Source organism: Paraburkholderia sp. RCC_158 (assembly GCF_041355255.1).
In the GTDB taxonomy this organism is placed as follows: domain Bacteria; phylum Pseudomonadota; class Gammaproteobacteria; order Burkholderiales; family Burkholderiaceae; genus Paraburkholderia; species Paraburkholderia graminis.
In genome coordinates this window covers 104,357-121,969 of the sequence record NZ_JBFUPM010000014.1, presented here as the reverse complement: position 1 = coordinate 121,969, position 17,613 = coordinate 104,357, and the positions used below count along the sequence as shown (strand labels likewise).

The window sequence follows — 17,613 nt, the reverse complement described above, 5'->3', positions numbered from 1 at the left end:
GAGTAGTTAGCGCAACCGCGGCGCAACGCCCTAAACCGCGCGCAGCAAATGATCCAGCAGATGCGACGCGGCAAGCGTCAGCGCGCCGCGGTCGCGCACGCAGATCACGAAGCGCCGCTCGGCCCATGCGTCGCGCAACGGTACGGCGACGATGCCGTATTCGTCGGCGGCATGGCGCGGCAGCGCTTCGCCTGGCAGAATCGCCACCGCGAGGCCGGCCTGGATGAAGCGATACGCGGCGTCGAAGGTCGACACGTACGTGCGGTAGTTCAACTCGCGCCCTTTCTCGGCCGCGATCCGCTGCATCAGTGCATTGACCGATGCGTTCGACGAGAGGCCGAGATGATCGAAGGCGAGCGTCTGCTCGAAGCCGACGTTGGCCTCGGCGGCGAGAGGATGACCGCGCGGCACGATCAGCGCGAGATGGTCGGCGCGGTACGGCAGCGCGTCGAGACTGCCCATCGACACGACGTCGCGGCAAATGCCGAGATCGGCAACGCCTTCCTCGAGACCGCGCACGATCTCCGCGCTCACGCGCTCTTCGACATCCACGCGAATCTGCGGATTGGCCTTCAGGAATTCGGACAAGGCCTCGGGCAGAAACTCCACCATCGACGATACGTTCGCCAGCACGCGCACATGCCCGCGCGCGCCGGCCGCGTACTGGCTGAGTTCGGCCTGCATGCGTTCGTGGCCGCGCATGATGAGCCGCGCATGCCGCAACAGCGCCTCGCCGGCGGCCGTCGCGCGCACGCCGCGCTGACTGCGCGAAAGCAGCGCGACGTCGACGAGCGCTTCGAGATCGGCGATCCGCTTGCTGACCGCCGAAGGCGCAATGAACTCGCGCTCCGCGGCGCGCGCGATGGTGCCTTCCTCGCACACGGCGATGAACAAGCGCAACGTCACCTGATCGATCTGCCACATGGGCATCGGCTCCGAGGATTTGAGTGCGGAAAATTATGCCCGATGAGAAGCGGCAGCCGCGCGAGGCCAGGGTATTCACGGTTAGTGACATTGTGTGGAGTCGGCGCTTGCTCGGGGGATGCGCTGTGGCTATGCTGGGCGATGGTCGTGAGAGGCGGCGGGTTGCAGCTTTTAGACACACATCGCTCGCCCCGCGCTATCCAGACAACAACCATCGGAACCCGCCATGTCGATGACCAGCCTCTTCTTCACCGCCGCCGGCGTCGGCCTCGCGATTGCCGCGCCGGTCGGCCCGATGGGCATGCTCTGCATTCGCCGCACGTTGACCGGCGGTCCGCGGGCGGGGCTTGCGATCGGCCTCGGCATAGCAACGGGCGACGCGTTGTATGGTCTGATCGCCGCGCTCGGCCTCGTCAGCATCTCGCAGTTCATGCTGGCTTATGACCGGCCGCTGCATCTGCTCGCCGGCTTGTTCCTGCTGTATCTCGGCGTGCGCACGCTGCTGCAAAAAGCGCCGGCAGACACGGCCAACGGCGAACCAGACGGCAACAGCAACAGCAAGCTCGCGCAGGTGGGCCGCGCCGGCGCATTGCGCGCCTATGCAAGCTCGCTGCTGCTCACGCTGACGAACCCGCAAACGGTCATCATGTTCGCCGCGCTGTTCACGACGCTCGCGCCGCGCGGCGCATTTTCATCGACGATCGCGCTGACGACCGTCGGCGGCGTGTTCTGCGGCTCGATCGCGTGGTGGTGTTTCCTCGTGAGCGTAGTGTCGCTGGCGCGGCATGCGATCGGCAGCAAGCTGCGGCTCGCGATCGACCGGTTCGTCGGCATCATGCTGGCGGCGTTCGGCGTCGTCGAAATTCGCCGCGCGCTCTGAGCGGCGCACCGCTCTCAACCCCGCTCTCAGACCTCGCGGCACGCCCGCTTCCGCGCATTCCGTACGCTGCGGCGTCAGTTTTGCGACAATAGCGGCTTTCGCCGCGCGGGGCGCCGCCTTCTTTCCAGTTTGCCGACCCGCGTCGGCGGTCGAGGCACGCGCGCCGCCCGTGCCCTAACCGTCAATCCACCGACCGCCCGCGGTCTCTTCAATGGCTCTTCCGCATATCGATCTGCTGTACTCCGCGTCCGGCCTGTTCGTCGGCTTTCTGGTCGGACTGACGGGCGTGGGCGGCGGCTCGCTGATGACGCCGATCCTGGTGCTGCTCTTCAACGTGCATCCGGCGACGGCCGTCGGCACCGACCTGCTGTACGCGGCCGCCACCAAGGCGACGGGCACGCTGGTCCACGGCCTGAAGGGTTCCGTCGACTGGCAGGTGACGCTGCGGCTCGCGGCCGGCAGCGTGCCCGCCGCGACCATCACGCTGCTGCTGTTGCACCGCTACGGGATGGACACGCCGGGCGCGAGCCGGCTGATCCAGCTTGTCCTCGGCGCCGCGCTGCTCGTGACCGCGGTCGCGCTCGTGTTCCGTCCGCAGCTCGCCGCGCTGGGCGCGCACCGCCGCCGCACGCCGAGCCAGGGGCGCACGCTTGTGCTCACCATGCTGACGGGCGCCGTGCTCGGCGTGCTCGTGTCGCTGACTTCGGTGGGCGCGGGAGCGATCGGCGTGACCGTGTTGCTGCTGCTTTATCCGCTGCTGCCGACCATGCGCATCGTCGGCTCGGACATCGCGCATGCGGTGCCGCTCACGCTGCTCGCGGGAGCGGGCCATTGGCTGCTCGGTTCCGTCGACTGGTCGATGCTGCTGTCGCTGCTGGTCGGCTCGCTGCCGGGCATCGCGATCGGCAGCATGCTGTCCGCGCGCGCGCCGGATGCGCTGCTGCGCAATCTGCTCGCCGCCACGCTCACGCTGGTCGGCGTGCGCCTCGTGCTGGCCTGAGAGCGGCGCTGGGGGTGGTGCTGGGGGTGCCCGCCGCCGTGACGCGAATCATCTGAAGAAGCGGCAGGTGAGATCGGCCTCGAATTGCCTGACCCATTGACCCTGGCGGTCGTAATAGGATTGCGCCCAGCCGCCGCGCCGCACGGTGACGAGGCGTCCCTGGGCGGGATCGGCCGGATCGGCGTGAACGCTGACGTCGAAATGCGCGGGCGCGAAGCCGTGCCGCGCACAGACGAGTTCGAAAGCGGCGCGGTCGGTGATGGGCAGATCGGTATAGCGCAGGAGCGTGGTTTGCATGGCGATGACTCCAGTTCTCCATGCACACAGTACGCTTTGGGCAGCGTCCCAAATGTGTCATTGCGCACAGTCGGACGACGGCGCAGGGCCGCACCGCATCGAGCTATGGCGACGCAATCGTCGCTGCTTGTGAATGATCGCGCGTAATCGCGTGGCGAAAAAAAGCTCCGGCAGGATTGCCGGAGCTTTTTCGCATGCATCGAACGGCGCATTGCGTCGGGAGCCGCGCGAAGAGCCGTATAAAGAGCCGTGTAAAGAGCGGCTTCCGGCGCTATCTCGCCCACTCACGCAGCCGGTCAGCGCGCCATCAAGGCGGGCTGACCGATGCGCCCGCTCGTCACGCTTACTGCTGCATCACCGACAGCTTGTTCGACACCGACGTCACGCCCGCGACGCCCTTCGCTGCCTCGCCGGCCGCGTCGATCTGGCCTTGGTCGGGCACCGAACCCGTCAGCGTCACCGCGCCGCCGCGGGCACGCACGGAGATGTTCGACACGTCGACGCCTTGCGTCTTCGAGATCGCGGCGCGCACCTTGCGGCCGAGCTGGCTATTGGCCTTCTTGCTCGCCTTCGCGCTGGCGGCGGGGGCGGCTGTCGTGCCGGTTGCCGTTGCATCGCTTGCCTGAGCATAGACGTTGCATGCCACCACCATTGCCACCACCGAGCCCAGCGTCTTCAGAAAACCGACCGATTTCATATTTCTTCTCTCCTTAGCTTCATATTGGACCGCTTGAATAAGCGGCTTCGTTACGACTACCTGCGGCCACGGCCGACGCGCGACAATGCGCGCGGCGAGGCAATGGCCGGCTGTGGGCGGCGACACGAGATGCGAGAGGCACAAAGAGAGACCGGCTGCCTATACCGCACGCGCTGACGATACTGACCTGCATGCGATGCGGTACGGAAACCGGCAAGCCGCGAGATCCGCCGACGCGCCCGGTTCTTGTCTGTCGTGCCGGGTCGCGCCGCGCGAGACGTGTGTTCGCGGCAGCGATGCACAATTTAATCTAGCCGGGCCAGAAGCGCAAAGGGTTTAGTCATACGCGATGCGGGTCAGTGGCGATTCGCCGGCGGGCGCAGTCACCCCGCAGTCACCCGCAGTCACCTTTTGTTACGGCTTTCTCGGCGCGCGCCGACGCCGCGCATTCCGCCGCCGCGGCAATCTCAGGTACCATCGGCGCCACGCGCAGCGCCGCATTCCAGTTCACCTTCGACAGTCGCCGTCCCCGTCATCCGATGAAGCCAGTCCCCGGGCGCCTACGCCCTCCCCGCCTCGTCGCGCGTTTTGTCGCGATCTCATGGCGCGACCTCGCGGTCTCGTTCGGACCCATCTTCCTGATCGCCGTGGCCGCGATCTGGGTCGCCGTGCGCCTGATCCAGCCCGCGCCGCCCAGCACGCTGACCATCAGCGCCGGTCCCGAAGGCAGCACGTTCTGGAACGCCGCGCAGAAGTACAAGGAGATTCTGGCGCGCAACCGCATCACGTTGAAGGTGCTGCCCTCCGAAGGCTCGCTGCAAAACCTCAAGCGGCTGTCCGACCCGAACTCGGACGTCGACGTCGGCTTCGTGCAGGACGGCATGGCGCCGGGCACGGCGAGCAACGGGCTCATATCGCTTGGCAGCGTGTCGTACGTGCCGCTCGCGATCTTCTATCACGGCCCCACGGTTGCGCGGCTCGCCGAATTCAAGGGCCAGCGCCTCGCGGTCGGCGCCGAGGGCAGCGGCACGCGCCAACTGGCGCTCGCGCTCCTCAAGGCGAACGGCATCGAGCCCGGCGGCACGACGAAACTGCTGCCGCTTTCCGGCGACGACGCCGCGCAGGCGCTCGTCTCCGGCAAGGTGGATGCGGCTTTTCTGGCCGGCGATTCCGCGCAGCCCGCGGTCATGGGCAAGCTTTACCGTACGCCGAACGTGCAGTTCTACGATTTCGTCCAGGCCGACGCGTACACGCGGCGCTTTCCGTATCTGACGCAGCTGGAATTGCCGATGGGCGCGTTCGACCTCGGCAAGAATCTGCCGTCCGCGCCGATTCACATGGTCGCGCCGACCGCCGAACTGGTGGCGCGCGACTCGCTGCATCCGGCGCTGTCGGACCTTCTGATCGACGCCGCGCGCGAGGTGCACGGCAAGGCGAACATCATGCAGCGCGCCGGCGAATTCCCCGCGCCGCTCGCCCACGACTTCCCGATCAGCGACGACGCCGCGCGCTACTACAAGTCGGGCAAAGGCTTCCTGTACCGAGTGTTGCCGTTCTGGCTCGCGAGCCTCGCCGACCGTCTGCTGGTGGTGGTCGTGCCGCTTATCGTGCTGCTGATTCCGGCGCTGCGGCTCGTGCCGTCGCTGTATGCGTGGCGCGTGAAGTCGCGCATCTATCGCTGGTATGGCGCGCTGATCGCGATTGAGCGCAGCGCGCTCAGCGATCATTCGGCGGCCGAGCGGGCGTCGCTGCTGCAACGGCTCGACGCCATCGAGGATTCGGTGAACGGTCTGAAGATGCCGCTCGCCTATGCCGACCAGTTCTATGTGCTGCGCGAGCATATCGGCTTCGTTCGGGCAAGGCTCACGCAAAGCCGCGATGGCCGGCACGAGATGTCGGAGGCGTTCGATACCACGGACGACGAAACCGAGGAAGACTCTGCCGCGAACATCGAAGCACGCGCCGCTGGCTCAGCGGACAATGCGGGCCACGCCGGCAAAGCCGGCAAAGCCGCCGAAACCGACGCCGCACCGAACGAAGCCGCCGAGATCGGCGAAACCCGCGCCGACGAGCGCCGCAAACCAGATTGACGGTGCAAGCCGCTGCGGCACCGCGTAAGATCATTACAATTCCGACGATCTAGCAGACGCATCCGCCGATCTGTCGGACAGGCAATCCGGGAGACATATATGACCGTTGGCATCGACGCCGCGCAGCCGCTGTGGTTCTACGATTTCGTCTCGCCGTTCACGTACCTGCTGCTCGAGCAACACGACAAATGGCCGGGCTTCGACTTCGCCTTCACGCCCGTGGTGCTGAACGACCTGTATCGCCATTGGGGGCAGCGGCCGGCGTACAGCGTGCCGGCCAAGCGCACCTTCATGTACCGGCACGCGCTCTTTCGCGCGGAACAGCTCGGCATTCCCTACAAGATGCCGCCGGCCCATCCGTTCGACTCGATGAAGCCGCTGTTGCTCGCCACTGCCGCGCAGGCGGACGTGGTGTGCGTGCGCGAAATCTTCCGCTTCATCTGGCGCGAAGGCCGCGATCCTTCGACCGACGAGACGTTCGCCGAACTGTGCGAGCGCGTCGGCATGCCCGATGGTCCGGAGCTCATCAAGAGCGAGGAAGTGCAAGCCCAGTTGCGGCGCAATACGGCGGATGCAATCGGGCTCGGCGTCTACGGCGTGCCGACCTTTCGTCTGAACGACCAGTTGTTCTGGGGCGAGGACGCGCTGCCGATGGTGCTGTACTGCGCGCGCACGCCGAACTGGCTGGAATCGAGCGAAGTGAAGCGGATCAGCGCGTTGCCCTCGGGTCTCGCGGACCTTTGAACGCGGAACACGTGGCGTGATGCGTGGTGGCCGCAAGCGCGGCATGACGCTCGGTGGCGGCGCTTGCGCGGCTGATGCCGGTCATACCGCGCCCGCTATGGCCGCCGCGGTGCAATCGGGCCTAAGGTTATAACCTTTGCGCGATGCATGACCCGCGTGTTGCCGGGCCTGCGCGCGGCTGACTTTCGGGCACCGGGGCACAACGCCCGCTCGCCCTCGCTTGGCTTCTACCATGGACGACACCGCCGCCTCCCTCGACATCTGGCTCGTGCGCGTGCTGCGCACGCTGCTTGTCGAGCGCAGCGTCACGCATGCCGCGCTGCGGCTCAATCAAACCCAGCCCGCGATCAGCACGGCGCTGCGCAAGCTGCGCGAGACGCTGAACGACCCGATCCTCGTACGCGGCAAGTCGGGCATGGTGCCGACCGAGTATGGCGAATCGCTGCTGGCGTCGGCGCAACGCGTGCTGCGCGAAGTCGATTTCGTGGCCACGCCGCACGGCGATTTCGATCCGGGCCGCTCGCGCCGCACGTTTCGCGTGGCCGCGCCCGATTATCTGAACGACTTCTTCATGCCGACCGTGATCGCGCAGTTTCGCGAGGCGGCGCCGCATGCGCGGCTCGAAATCGATTCGCTGAATCCGATGCTCGATCATTCCGCCGCGCTCGATGCCGGCGAGCTCGATCTCGTGATCGGCAACTGGCCGAAGCCCGATCCGCGTTTCGAGCGCAGCGATCTTTTCTCGGACACTGTCGTGTGCATGATGCGCGCGGATCATCCGCTGACGCGTGCGCCGCTTACGCGCGAAGCCTATCTCGCCGCGCCGCATCTCGCGCCGACGCCGTATAGCGGCGCGCGCGGCGGCGCGATCGACACCGGTTTCGCGCGCGCGAAAGCCGAGCGGCGCATCGTCGCCACGCTGCCCTACTTCGGCCTCGTGCCGCAGACGCTGCTGCAATCGGATCTCATCTTCACGACGACGCGTCGTTTCGCGACCCACTATGCGAGCATTCTGCCGCTCGCGGTGGTCGAGGCGCCGATTCCGTTTCCGCGTATCAAGTGCTATCAGATGTGGCATCCACAGCCGGATCGCCCAAGCGATCTGGGTTGGCTGCGTGCGTTGATGTCCGATGTCTCGGACGGGCTGGTCGCGCAGAAGGCGCGGGGGGCGAGGCGGGCGCGGTGAGTTGTGGCGAGATGAACTCACGCGGTCCATGCGTTTCAGGCTGTCCGGGCGCGTTGGACGTTTATCGCTTAGACGCTGAGAGGCCGCTTGTATTCCGCGTCCGTTTGCATCGAAGCAGATGCAGATGCACACGCAGCAGCCCGCCGCCCGCGAACCTGCAACAACTCCGCGCACACCGCGACGGCGATCATCGCAGGCGCCTTATCGACGATGCCGGGCACGCCGATCGGACACGTCATCTGCTCAAGCCGTTCAAGCTCCACGCCACGCTCCAGCAAACGCCGCTCGAACTTCACGCGCTTCGTCTTCGAACCGATCATGCCGAAATAAGCGAAATCGGTGCGCCGCATGATGCGTTCAGCGAGCGAAAAATCGAGCGCATGGTTATGCGTCATCACGAGAAACCATGCGCCGGGCGGCGCGGCGTCGACGATTGCATCGGGCGTGTCGGTAGCTTCGATCTGCACGTTCGCGGGCGTCTCGTCGGGAAAGAGCTCGTCGCGCTCGTCGACCCACTGAACCACGCACGGCAGATTGCCGAGCAACTCGATCAGCGCATGACCCACGTGTCCCGCGCCGAACAGCACGATGTGCATCGGCGCCGCGCGCGGTGCTTCCACCGCGCTGCGCCGCCCGATCTGGATGGAAGAGCAGTCTTTCATCGCGCTCATCCCTCTTCTCTGTTAGCGGCGCGCGGCGGACGTGGCCGCGCGTACCGCACCGATTGCCTTGAGGATCTCCTCGCTCGTCGCGGGCGCGTTCAGCGGCGGATTCACCTTGTGATCGCCGACCGCCGAGACGGCGTCTCGAATCGCAAAGAATACCGAAAACGGCAACAGCAACGGCGGCTCGCCGGTCGCCTTCGAACGATGAATGCTGTCCTCCGCGTTGCGGTTCTTGAAGAGGCGCACGTTGAAGACCGGCGGCGTATCGTTGACGGTCGGAATCTTGTACGTGGACGGCGCGTGCGTCATCAGCTTCCCGCCTGCGTTCCACCACAGTTCCTCGGTGGTGAGCCAGCCCATGCCCTGAATGAACGCGCCTTCCACCTGGCCGATGTCGAGCGCCGGGTTCAACGACGCGCCCACGTCATGCAGCGCGTCCGCTCGCAGCACGCGCATTTCGCCGGTCAGGGTGTCGATCACGACTTCCGATACGGCTGCGCCATACGAGTAGTAATAGAACGGCCGGCCTTGCAGCTTCGCCTGATCCCAGTAGAGCTTCGGCGTCGCGTAAAAACCGTCAGACCACAACTGGATTCGCGCGAGGTACGCCTTCGCGATCACTTCTTCGAACGGCAAGACCACCTCGCCGACGATCACGCGATCATGCGCGAAGCGCACCTCCGAAGCCTTGACCTCGCCCGCGCCAAAACGCTCGGCGGCGAACGCGGCGAGGCGCTCGCGCAGTTGACGCGCCGCGTCCTGCGCGGCTTTGCCGTTCAGATCGGAGCCCGTCGATGCCGCCGTCGCCGATGTATTCGCGACCTTGCTCGTATCGGTCGCGGTCACGCGAATGCGATTGAAGCCGACGCCGAGTTCATGCGCGACGACCTGCGCGACCTTCGTGTTCAAGCCCTGGCCCATTTCGGTGCCGCCGTGGTTCACGAGCACGGAACCATCGGTATAGATATGCACGAGCGCGCCGGCCTGGTTGAAATGCGTGACGTTGAACGCAATGCCGAACTTGACCGGCGTGAGCGCGAGGCCTTTTTTGAGCACCTCATTGTTTGCGTTGAATTCGTCGATGGCCGCGCGGCGCGCGCGGTATTGGCTCGTCGCTTCGAGTTCGTCGATCAGTTCGTGAATCACGTTGTCTTCGACGACCTGGCCATACGGCGTCTGATTGCGCTCGGTCTTGCCATACAGATTGCGGCGGCGCACGTCGAGCGAATCTTCGCCGATGGAGCGCGCGATGTTGTCCAGAATGTATTCGATCGCGAACGCGCCTTGCGGACCGCCGAAGCCGCGAAACGCGGTGTTCGATTGCGTGTTGGTCTTGCCGCAAAAGCCGTCGATGGCGACGTCCGAAAGCCAGTACGCGTTGTCGAAGTGACACAGCGCGCGCGTCATCACGGGGCCGGACAAATCCGCTGAAAAACCGCAGCGCGAAGTCATGTCGACCGCGACGCCTTCGATCACGCCCTTGTCGTCGTAGCCGACTTCATACGTGTAGTGGAAGTCGTGGCGCTTGCCGGTGACCATCATGTCGTCGTCGCGATCGGGGCGCAGCTTGACCGGGCACAACAGCTTCCAGGCGGCGAGCGCCGCGCAGCACGCGAACAGACCCGACTGCGATTCCTTGCCGCCGAAACCGCCGCCCATGCGCCGGCATTCGATCAGCACGTTATGCGATGCAACGCCCAGCGCGTGCGCGACGAGATGCTGCATTTCGGTCGGGTGCTGCGTCGAACAGTAGACGTGCATGCCGTCGTCGTCCTTGGGCACCGCGTAGGAGATTTGCCCTTCGAGATAAAACTGCTCCTGGCCGCCGAGCAGGATTTCGCCGGCCTCGCGATGCGCGGCTCGCGCGATCTTCGTTCCCGCTTCGCCGCGCGCGAGCTTCATCGGCGGCAACACGTATTGATTGGCGGCGCGCGCCTGCTGCGCGGTGAGGATTGCGGGCAGTTCCTCATAGACGATCTCGGCGCGGCGTGCGGCATGCCGCGCGATTTCGTGCGACGTCGCGACCACGATGAAGACCGGCTGACCGACGTATTGCACGATGCCATCAGCGAGAATCGGATCGTCGCCGTGGACGATCGGCGCGACATCGTTCGCGCCGGGAATGTCGTCGGCCGTGAAGACCGCGACCACGCCGGGCGTCGCGCGCACTTTGTCGAGCGACATCGCCACGATCTTCGCGTGCGCTTTGGCCGACAGTCCGAGCGCCGCGTGCAGCGTGCCCGCGACCGTTGGAATGTCGTCGGTGTAGGTGGCGCGGCCGCTCACGTGCAGATGCGCCGATTCATGCGGACGCGATACGTGGACCTGCGTGAAGTCGTCGAGTGCCTGGGCGTCTTTCAGGAATGGTTCGGCATGCTGATTCATTGTTGTGTTCTCCGTGTTGCTCGTGGATCGCGCGCGTCAGGCGCTTGCGGCGGCGTTGAGCTGACCGCCGATGTCAACGTCGATGTCGACGCCGCCAGGCGCGCAGGCAGCCTCGACCGCGCGCACGTCGAGCGCGCTTTTCGGCAGCGGATTATGCGGACGCGTTTCGAGCCAGAAGCGATACAAGGTGTTTTTCGCGGCTTCCAGACGATAGTTGCTGGTCGCGCGCATGTCGGAGAGCGGCGCGTAGTCGTTGCCGAGCGCGAGCATCGCGGCCTGTGCCGTCGCTTCGTGCCATTCGGCATCGCGCAGTACGGCTTCGGCATGCGCCGCGCGCTTCGGCGTCGCCGCCATGCCGCCGAATGCGATGCGCGGCTCGCGAATCAGCTTGCCATCCGCGATGAACGAGAACGCCGCGCACACGGCCGAAATGTCCGAGTCGAAGCGCTTCGACAGCTTGTACGTGCGAAATTGCAGCTTCTCTCGCACGCCGGTGCGAGTCGGCACCTTTATGCTCACGACGAACTCATGCTCGGCCATATCCTTCTTCTGATAGGCGAGGTACAGGTCTTCGAGCGGCATTTCGCGTTCGATCGCACCGCCGCGCACAATCACGCGCGCGCCCAACGCGATGAGGCCGGGCATGGAGTCGCCGATCGGCGAGCCGTTGGCGATATTGCCGCCGAGCGTGCCTGCGTTGCGGATCGGCAGCGACGCGAAGCGTTGCCACATCTCCGTGAGTTCGGGGTACTGCTTCGCGAGCTCCGCATAGGCTTTTTCGACGGTGACGCCCGCGCCTATTTCGATCCACTCGCCGCGCGTTTCGAGCTTCTGCAATTCGGCGATCTGCCCCACGTAGACCACATTGCCGAGCTCGCGCATCTGCTTGGTGACCCACAAGCCGATGTCCGTGCTGCCCGCGAGAATGCGCGCGGCCGGCTCGGCCTCCTTGATCTGCGCGAGCGCCTCGACGGTGCGCGGCGCGTGAAAGCGCTGACCGGCGTGCTCGTAATGGAAGGTGTCGTCGCGTTGCAGTGTGGCGAGCGCGCCGGCCAATGCGTCGACGTTGACCGGCGCCTTGGGCGCGGGCGCTTCGAACATGCGCACGGCTGCATCGACGATCGGACGATAGCCGGTGCAGCGGCACAGATTGCCCGTCAGCGCATTGCTGATCGTTTCGCGCGACGGCACAGTCCGGTTCGCGCAGCTATGTTCGTGACCGTGCTTTTCATACAGCGACCACATCGACATGACAAAGCCCGGCGTGCAGAAACCGCACTGCGAGCCGTGGCATTCGACCATCGCCTCCTGCACCGGATGCAGCGAGCCGTCAGGCTGGCGCAGGTCTTCGACGGTGAAGAGCGCCTTGCCGTCGAGCGTCGGCATGAACTGGATGCAGGCGTTGACCGTCTTGAAGTCGACGCCGCCCGCTTCGTTGCGCTCGCCGATCACGACCGTGCAGGCGCCGCAATCGCCTTCTGCGCAGCCTTCCTTGGTGCCTGTGCAATGCGCGTCCTCGCGCAGATACTGCAGCACCGTGCGGGTGACGGGCGCGTCCTTGATCTCGCGGATCGCGTTGCGGTGATAGAAGCGAATCGGCTCAGTCATGTCTCGTGCTCTCGATGTTCTCGAATCTCGTGTGCGGCTGCCAGCGCCGCGGGGATGGTTCGAAAACTATCACCGTCAATAAATAGAACCCATAGCGGCAATCGCATGCGGGACATATTCGCAAAGCGATATTGAGATGGGTTTGGCGGGCAGTTGGCTTATGTTGGGGTGGCCGGATTGATGTGTTTTCCGTGCTGACGTTGCGTTTCGGACAGTGTTTGTGTTTCCCCGCAGTGGTGTTGCTCGGCGAACGGAGCGTTTCACGCGACATAAGCGGCATTTTCCTAGCGTTTCACGCCCTCTTTCGTCCGATCATTATTAAGCAAACGCTGCAAGAGAATCGGTTCCATGGGAAAATCACGCCTTCCCGCCGTTTTCAAGTCTCGTTTTCCCCATGTCCACCGATTCAGCCACACCTCGCAGCGAACTGGCGACGACCCTGCAGATCATTCCGGTCGTCTTTTTCACGTTTCTTTGCTACCTGACGATCGGTATTCCGCTCGCCGTGCTGCCGGGCTACGTCCACGACGACCTCGGCTACAGCGCCGTGCTCGCGGGCGCGGCGATCAGCGTGCAGTACCTGGCGACGCTGGCGTCGCGGCCACTCGCCGGCCGTTCCGCCGACACGCTCGGGCCGAAGCGCACGGTGTCGATCGGCTTGCTCGGATGTGGCGCGAGCGGCGTTCTGTTGCTGCTGGCCGTGTTGTGCGGACGCTGGCCGGTGGCGAGTCTCGCGCTGCTCGTCTGCAGCCGGCTCGTGCTCGGATTCGGCGAGAGCCTGTGCGGCACCGGCGCGATTCTGTGGGGGATCGGCCGCGTCGGCACGAGCAACAATGCGCGGGTCATCTCATGGAACGGCATTGCCACGTATGGCGCGCTCGCCGTCGGCGCGCCGCTCGGCGTGGCGATCGAGCGGACGGTCGGCTTCGCGGCGCTCGGCATTCTGGTGATGCTGCTGGCGGCGCTCGGCTTCTATCTTGCGCGCTCGATCGCGCCGGTGCCCCTTGTGCATGGCGAGCGCATGTCGTACCGAAGCGTATTCACGCGCGTGCTGCCGCACGGCATCGGCCTCGCGCTCGGCTCGGCCGGTTTTGGATCGATCGCGACGTTTATCACGTTGTTCTATGCGGCGAAGCAGTGGCCGAACGCGGCCTTGTCGCTGACGGTGTTCGGCACGCTCTTCATCGGCGCGCGGCTGCTGTTTGCCAACACGATCAAAACCTATGGCGGATTCCGCGTTGCGATTGCTTCGTTTTCGTTCGAGTGTGCCGGCTTGCTGATGCTGTGGCTCGCGCCCGAGCCGCATGTGGCGCTGGCGGGCGCGGCGCTGACAGGGTTCGGCTTCGCGCTGGTTTTTCCAGCGCTTGGCGTGGAGGCCGTCGGGCTCGTGCCGCCCGCAAGCCGGGGCGCGGCTCTGTCGGCTTACTCGGTTTTCCTCGACTTGTCGCTCGGCATTACCGGTCCGTTGGCCGGGTACATTGCTGGCGAGTTCGGATACGGGTCAGTGTTTCTGTTTGCGGCTATTGCGGCGGCGGCGGCTGTTGGGCTTTCGTCCTTCCTTTATCTTCGCGATGCGAGGGTTGGGAAGATGCCTGCGGCGCTTTGAGGTGGGGCTGCGTAGGGTGGTGTTTGACGCGCAACTGCTTGCCTGCCTCCGCGATGCATGACGACTGGGCGCTCGCCGGCTGGCGGCAGCGCTGCGGCACTGCGACGCGACAAGCTTCGGCGGCTGCTTGCAATTGCATAAGCACAGGTCGCCGCTTAGCGCGCTTCGCCTGCCGCTGGCTCCCGTCTACGGAGCGCCTGAAAGGGACCTGTGCGCTTCGGCGTCAACTTCAGGTCAGAGAGTCAGACGCGCCTCGACATGCTGAAGGCCCGTCTGGATTGCGCGCGAGCGTTGCACCGCCTGAGGCAAGTGCAAGCGTCAATAAACACGATGCGTTTGCGCTGGCTTCAACGAGCTCTAAGAAGCGGGCCCACAACAGCAACGGATTCGCGCAGTGTGTACGAGTGATCACGCTTGCGCAAAGCAGTAGCGCTGCCGGCGAGACTCGTCCAAGTTTGGCAAAGACGTGATACAAAGCTCTACTTCCCCTCCGACAATCCCCGCTCCAACGCCGCCACGCCGGCAGGCAAATCGACCTTAACGCCAAGGTCCACCATCGTCCGACCCAACGCATGCACGGTCCTAAACAGATTGTGTTCGCGGCACTGCTCGCCCATCTGACCGATGCGGACAATCGGCAATCCAAACGATCCTGAAATTTCCACCTGATGCTGCCGCGAAATGTGCGCGCACACGTCGCCGGGACTCAAGCCCTCGGGCACCTCGATGCCCACCACCGAATTCAACCGGCACGCCTTCGGCGCATACAACTGCAAACCGAGCGCCGTCACGCCTTCCTGCAACGCGACCGAACACTTCAGATGCCGCGCGAAACGCTTCTCCAGCGTCTCGGCGCACACGAGCCGCAACGCCTCATGCAACGCGAGCACGCCCGACACCGGCGCCGTGTAGTGATACCCCGCGTTGTGCCAGAAGTTTTCCGCGAGCGACGCATCGAGACACCAATGCGCATTCGGCGCGGTGCGTCCCTTCACCCGCGCCCAGGCGGCATCGGAGAATGCAATCAGCGAGACGCCGGGAATCGACGACAAACCCTTTTGTCCGCCGGTGATGACGGCGTCGATACCCCATGCGTCCATCGCGAGCGGCATCGTGCTCAACGTGCACACCGCGTCGACGATCACCAGCGCGCCCGCCGCTTTCGCCAGGGCAGCGATGTCCTTCAGTTGATAATTCCAGACCGTATTCGACGTCTCGCCCTGCACCACCGTGACGATCTCGGGGCGCTCGCGGCGAATCGCCTCGGCAATCTCATCGAGACTCGCCACCGACTGGTCGCCGACTTCGAGCGTGCTCACACGCGCACCGACGCGGCGGCCCATCTCGGCCATCCGTCCGCTGAAAAAGCCGTTCTTGATGCTGAGCACGCGCGTGCCTTCCCACGCGAGATTGGAGATCGCCATTTCCATCGCGGCCGAGCCCGGTCCCGCGACGCCCAGCACCCACTTCGAATGAGTCTGGAACACGTAGCGCGCCATGGTCTTCACCTGGCTGATCACCTTCACCATCGTAGCGCCCAGGTGATTGATCACGATCGTGTTGGCCTTGGCGACGGCGGCGGGAATCGGCACGGGGCCCGCGCCCATCATCAGCAACGGCTCTTCGGGAAGAATGGCGTCGAGCGATTCGACAACCGGACAGGGCACAGCAGTAGACGTAACGTTGAACGATGAAGTCGGCATGATCGGCACTTGAAGGAAACGGCAAACACGGAACGCACAGCAGTCAACGGCCTCGCCAGCAGTGACACTGGCGAGGCCGTTTTTCGATCATTCACCGATCCGCGCAATTGCGCAAGTTTTTTGACCATGCCCGAGCGGGCGGCGTCATTTCACCTTGCTTTTATCGAGCTTCTTGCCTGTCTCCGCATTGAAGCGCTCGACGTATTCCTCGATGAGCCGCCGCATCGCGCGTCCGATCTGCCGGTAGTCCGACTCATTGAGATTGGCGAGCGACACGCGCCCCGACGCATGCTGCGTGCCGAAGCCGAGCCCCGGCAACAGCACCACCCGCGCCTCGCGCGCGAGCCGGAACAGCAGTTCAGTGGGCTGCGTGTTCTTCAATTGCCACTCGACGAACTCGCGCCCGAACATCCGTTCGCCGAGGAACTCGGCGTCGAGAACCGTGTAGTAATCGACCTGGTTCGGATCGTCGTCCTCGAACGAAATGCCGAGTTCCTCGTAGAGCGCCTGCTTGCGCTTGCGGATCAGGCGCTTCAACGCGTTCTTGTACGCGTCGGGCGTGTCCATCAGCGAGAACAGCGAAAAGAGCACCATCTGCACCTGCTGCGGCGTCGACAAGCCCGCCGTGTGATTGAGCGCGACGGTACGGCTGTCGGCAACCAGACGGTCGATGAACTTGAGCTTCTCGGGCTCCGTCGTGATCGATTCATAACGCTCGTGCAACTGCTCCTTCGCCTCTTTCGGCAACTCGGCAATCAACCTGTCGAGCACATTGTCGCGATGCGTCGCGATGGTGCCAAGACGCCAGCCGGTCGCGCCGAAGTACTTCGAATACGAGTACACGAGAATCGTGTTCTTCGGCGCGAGCGCGAACAGCGACACGAAGTCGTCCGCGAACGTGCCATACACGTCGTCGGTGAGAAGAATCAGATCCGGGCGTTCCTTGACGATGTCAGCAATGTATTGGAGGCTCTCGTCGTCCATCTTCACCGAAGGCGGATTGCTCGGGTTCACGAGAAAGAACGCCTTGACCTTTGGATCGCGCAGCTTGTCGAGTTCCTCTTTCGAATACTGCCAATTGCTCTCGACGGCGGCGTGAAGGTTCACCACGTTCAACTGGTAGTCGTTCAGTCGCGGAATCTCGATGTACGGCGTGAAGATCGGCATGCCGAGCGCGATCGTATCGCCGGCTTTGAGCAGGTGATTCTCGCGCATCGTGTTGAAGATGTATGTCATGGCCGCCGTGCCGCCCTCCACGGCGAACACGTCGAACTCGCCGACAAACGGATGCTGCCCGATCATCTCGCGGCGCAGATACTGGCCGACAATTATTTCGGATAGCTTAAGCATCCGGTCCGGCACCGGATAGTTCGATGCAAGGATGCCTTCGCACATTTCATACAGGAAATCGCCCGCGGAAAGTCCCAACTGATCGCGCACATACGACACCGCGCCGCGCAAAAAGTCGATGCCGGGCACGCCCTTGTTCTCGCGCAGGAACAGATCGAAGCGCTCTTCGAGACCATCGCGCCGCGGGAATCCGCCGACGCCCTCCGGCATGTACGCGAACGAACGCTCCGACTCGCGCATCGCAAAGAGGCCGAGTTGCCAGAAGCCGTGACGCGGAATCGTCGCGAGAAAATTCGGGTTGCCGCGCCCGGCGTTGAGCATCGCCGCGTTGGCCGGACGCTCGACCGCGCCGCCGCCCGCGGCCTTGATAAGTTCATCCTTCAGTTCGAACGGGCTCAGCGCGGCAAGACCCGCTTGCGCCATATCGCCATGTTTGCTGTCGCCCTTCTCTTTTGCCATGATGCGTTCTCCAATGAGC

14 protein-coding genes are annotated in these 17,613 nt (G+C 64.6%); 6 read left to right on the top strand and 8 right to left on the bottom strand.

Annotated elements, in window-relative coordinates; genetic code table 11:
• Positions 1-30: 30 nt before the first annotated feature.
• Positions 31-924 carry a LysR substrate-binding domain-containing protein gene (locus AB6809_RS24630; RefSeq protein WP_029970379.1) on the bottom strand — a complete coding sequence of 298 codons (894 nt, stop codon included), beginning with the start codon at positions 922-924 and terminating at the stop codon, positions 31-33.
• Between the two features lie 226 nt (positions 925-1,150).
• Here AB6809_RS24630 and AB6809_RS24625 point away from each other — a divergent pair, with 226 nt between their 5' ends.
• Complete coding sequence (locus AB6809_RS24625; protein WP_307251853.1) at positions 1,151-1,804, top strand: LysE family translocator; 654 nt, start codon at positions 1,151-1,153, stop codon at positions 1,802-1,804.
• A gap of 211 nt (positions 1,805-2,015) precedes the next feature.
• Positions 2,016-2,804, top strand: coding sequence for a sulfite exporter TauE/SafE family protein (locus AB6809_RS24620; RefSeq protein ID WP_006047821.1), 789 nt, complete (start codon positions 2,016-2,018; stop codon positions 2,802-2,804).
• A 48-nt stretch (positions 2,805-2,852) separates the two neighbouring features.
• Here the strand turns inward: AB6809_RS24620 and AB6809_RS24615 are convergent, their stop codons facing one another.
• Complete coding sequence (locus AB6809_RS24615) at positions 2,853-3,101, bottom strand: hypothetical protein (RefSeq protein WP_006047822.1); 249 nt, start codon at positions 3,099-3,101, stop codon at positions 2,853-2,855.
• Between the two features lie 343 nt (positions 3,102-3,444).
• Positions 3,445-3,798 (bottom strand): BON domain-containing protein, encoded by a 354-nt coding sequence (locus tag AB6809_RS24610; RefSeq protein ID WP_006047823.1) that lies wholly within the window; start codon positions 3,796-3,798, stop codon positions 3,445-3,447.
• A 539-nt stretch (positions 3,799-4,337) separates the two neighbouring features.
• Here AB6809_RS24610 and AB6809_RS24605 point away from each other — a divergent pair.
• The 3 genes from AB6809_RS24605 (at position 4,338) to AB6809_RS24595 (ending at position 7,818) form a co-directional block, all read left to right on the top strand.
• Entirely contained in the window at positions 4,338-5,888 is a 1,551-nt protein-coding gene (locus AB6809_RS24605; protein ID WP_029970381.1) for a TAXI family TRAP transporter solute-binding subunit, read from the top strand.
• Between the two features lie 99 nt (positions 5,889-5,987).
• Entirely contained in the window at positions 5,988-6,632 is a 645-nt protein-coding gene (locus AB6809_RS24600) for a 2-hydroxychromene-2-carboxylate isomerase (protein ID WP_029970382.1), read from the top strand.
• Positions 6,633-6,864: 232 nt separating this feature from the next.
• Positions 6,865-7,818 carry a LysR substrate-binding domain-containing protein gene (locus AB6809_RS24595; protein ID WP_029970383.1) on the top strand — a complete coding sequence of 318 codons (954 nt, stop codon included), beginning with the start codon at positions 6,865-6,867 and terminating at the stop codon, positions 7,816-7,818.
• Positions 7,819-7,886: 68 nt separating this feature from the next.
• Here AB6809_RS24595 and xdhC read toward each other — a convergent pair whose 3' ends face one another.
• From xdhC to xdhA, 3 genes are read right to left on the bottom strand one after another with little or no spacing between them, the layout of a single operon-like run.
• The gene (gene xdhC / locus AB6809_RS24590; protein WP_307251845.1) at positions 7,887-8,480 is read right to left on the bottom strand and encodes a xanthine dehydrogenase accessory protein XdhC; all 594 of its coding nucleotides are present in this window, start codon (positions 8,478-8,480) and stop codon (positions 7,887-7,889) included.
• 21 nt (positions 8,481-8,501) lie between these two features.
• Positions 8,502-10,868, bottom strand: a complete 2,367-nt coding sequence (gene xdhB, locus AB6809_RS24585; protein ID WP_307251843.1) for a xanthine dehydrogenase molybdopterin binding subunit — start codon at positions 10,866-10,868, stop codon at positions 8,502-8,504.
• Positions 10,869-10,904: 36 nt separating this feature from the next.
• Positions 10,905-12,476 carry a xanthine dehydrogenase small subunit gene (gene xdhA / locus AB6809_RS24580; RefSeq protein ID WP_029970387.1) on the bottom strand — a complete coding sequence of 524 codons (1,572 nt, stop codon included), beginning with the start codon at positions 12,474-12,476 and terminating at the stop codon, positions 10,905-10,907.
• A gap of 394 nt (positions 12,477-12,870) precedes the next feature.
• Here xdhA and AB6809_RS24575 point away from each other — a divergent pair, with 394 nt between their 5' ends.
• Positions 12,871-14,082 (top strand): MFS transporter, encoded by a 1,212-nt coding sequence (locus AB6809_RS24575; RefSeq protein ID WP_053857565.1) that lies wholly within the window; start codon positions 12,871-12,873, stop codon positions 14,080-14,082.
• Between the two features lie 479 nt (positions 14,083-14,561).
• On the opposite strand, the gene AB6809_RS24570 is transcribed toward AB6809_RS24575, so the two are convergent.
• Both AB6809_RS24570 and AB6809_RS24565 read right to left on the bottom strand, forming a co-directional pair.
• Positions 14,562-15,785, bottom strand: coding sequence for an alanine--glyoxylate aminotransferase family protein (locus AB6809_RS24570; RefSeq protein WP_006047831.1), 1,224 nt, complete (start codon positions 15,783-15,785; stop codon positions 14,562-14,564).
• Positions 15,786-15,929: 144 nt separating this feature from the next.
• On the bottom strand, positions 15,930-17,594 hold the full coding sequence (locus tag AB6809_RS24565) for a bifunctional aspartate transaminase/aspartate 4-decarboxylase (protein WP_307251836.1): 1,665 nt from the start codon (positions 17,592-17,594) through the stop codon (positions 15,930-15,932).
• Positions 17,595-17,613 lie beyond the last annotated feature (19 nt).

Bases quoted from the DNA above. Each gene is read 5' to 3' on its own strand.
- AB6809_RS24630 (WP_029970379.1), bottom strand. From the start codon at position 924: ATGTGGCAGATCGATCAGGTGACGTTGCGCTTGTTCATCGCCGTGTGC.
- AB6809_RS24625 (WP_307251853.1), top strand. From the start codon at position 1,151: ATGTCGATGACCAGCCTCTTCTTCACCGCCGCCGGCGTCGGCCTCGCG.
- AB6809_RS24620 (WP_006047821.1), top strand. From the start codon at position 2,016: ATGGCTCTTCCGCATATCGATCTGCTGTACTCCGCGTCCGGCCTGTTC.
- AB6809_RS24615 (WP_006047822.1), bottom strand. From the start codon at position 3,101: ATGCAAACCACGCTCCTGCGCTATACCGATCTGCCCATCACCGACCGC.
- AB6809_RS24610 (WP_006047823.1), bottom strand. From the start codon at position 3,798: ATGAAATCGGTCGGTTTTCTGAAGACGCTGGGCTCGGTGGTGGCAATG.
- AB6809_RS24605 (WP_029970381.1), top strand. From the start codon at position 4,338: ATGAAGCCAGTCCCCGGGCGCCTACGCCCTCCCCGCCTCGTCGCGCGT.
- AB6809_RS24600 (WP_029970382.1), top strand. From the start codon at position 5,988: ATGACCGTTGGCATCGACGCCGCGCAGCCGCTGTGGTTCTACGATTTC.
- AB6809_RS24595 (WP_029970383.1), top strand. From the start codon at position 6,865: ATGGACGACACCGCCGCCTCCCTCGACATCTGGCTCGTGCGCGTGCTG.
- xdhC (WP_307251845.1), bottom strand. From the start codon at position 8,480: ATGAAAGACTGCTCTTCCATCCAGATCGGGCGGCGCAGCGCGGTGGAA.
- xdhB (WP_307251843.1), bottom strand. From the start codon at position 10,868: ATGAATCAGCATGCCGAACCATTCCTGAAAGACGCCCAGGCACTCGAC.
- xdhA (WP_029970387.1), bottom strand. From the start codon at position 12,476: ATGACTGAGCCGATTCGCTTCTATCACCGCAACGCGATCCGCGAGATC.
- AB6809_RS24575 (WP_053857565.1), top strand. From the start codon at position 12,871: ATGTCCACCGATTCAGCCACACCTCGCAGCGAACTGGCGACGACCCTG.
- AB6809_RS24570 (WP_006047831.1), bottom strand. From the start codon at position 15,785: ATGCCGACTTCATCGTTCAACGTTACGTCTACTGCTGTGCCCTGTCCG.
- AB6809_RS24565 (WP_307251836.1), bottom strand. From the start codon at position 17,594: ATGGCAAAAGAGAAGGGCGACAGCAAACATGGCGATATGGCGCAAGCG.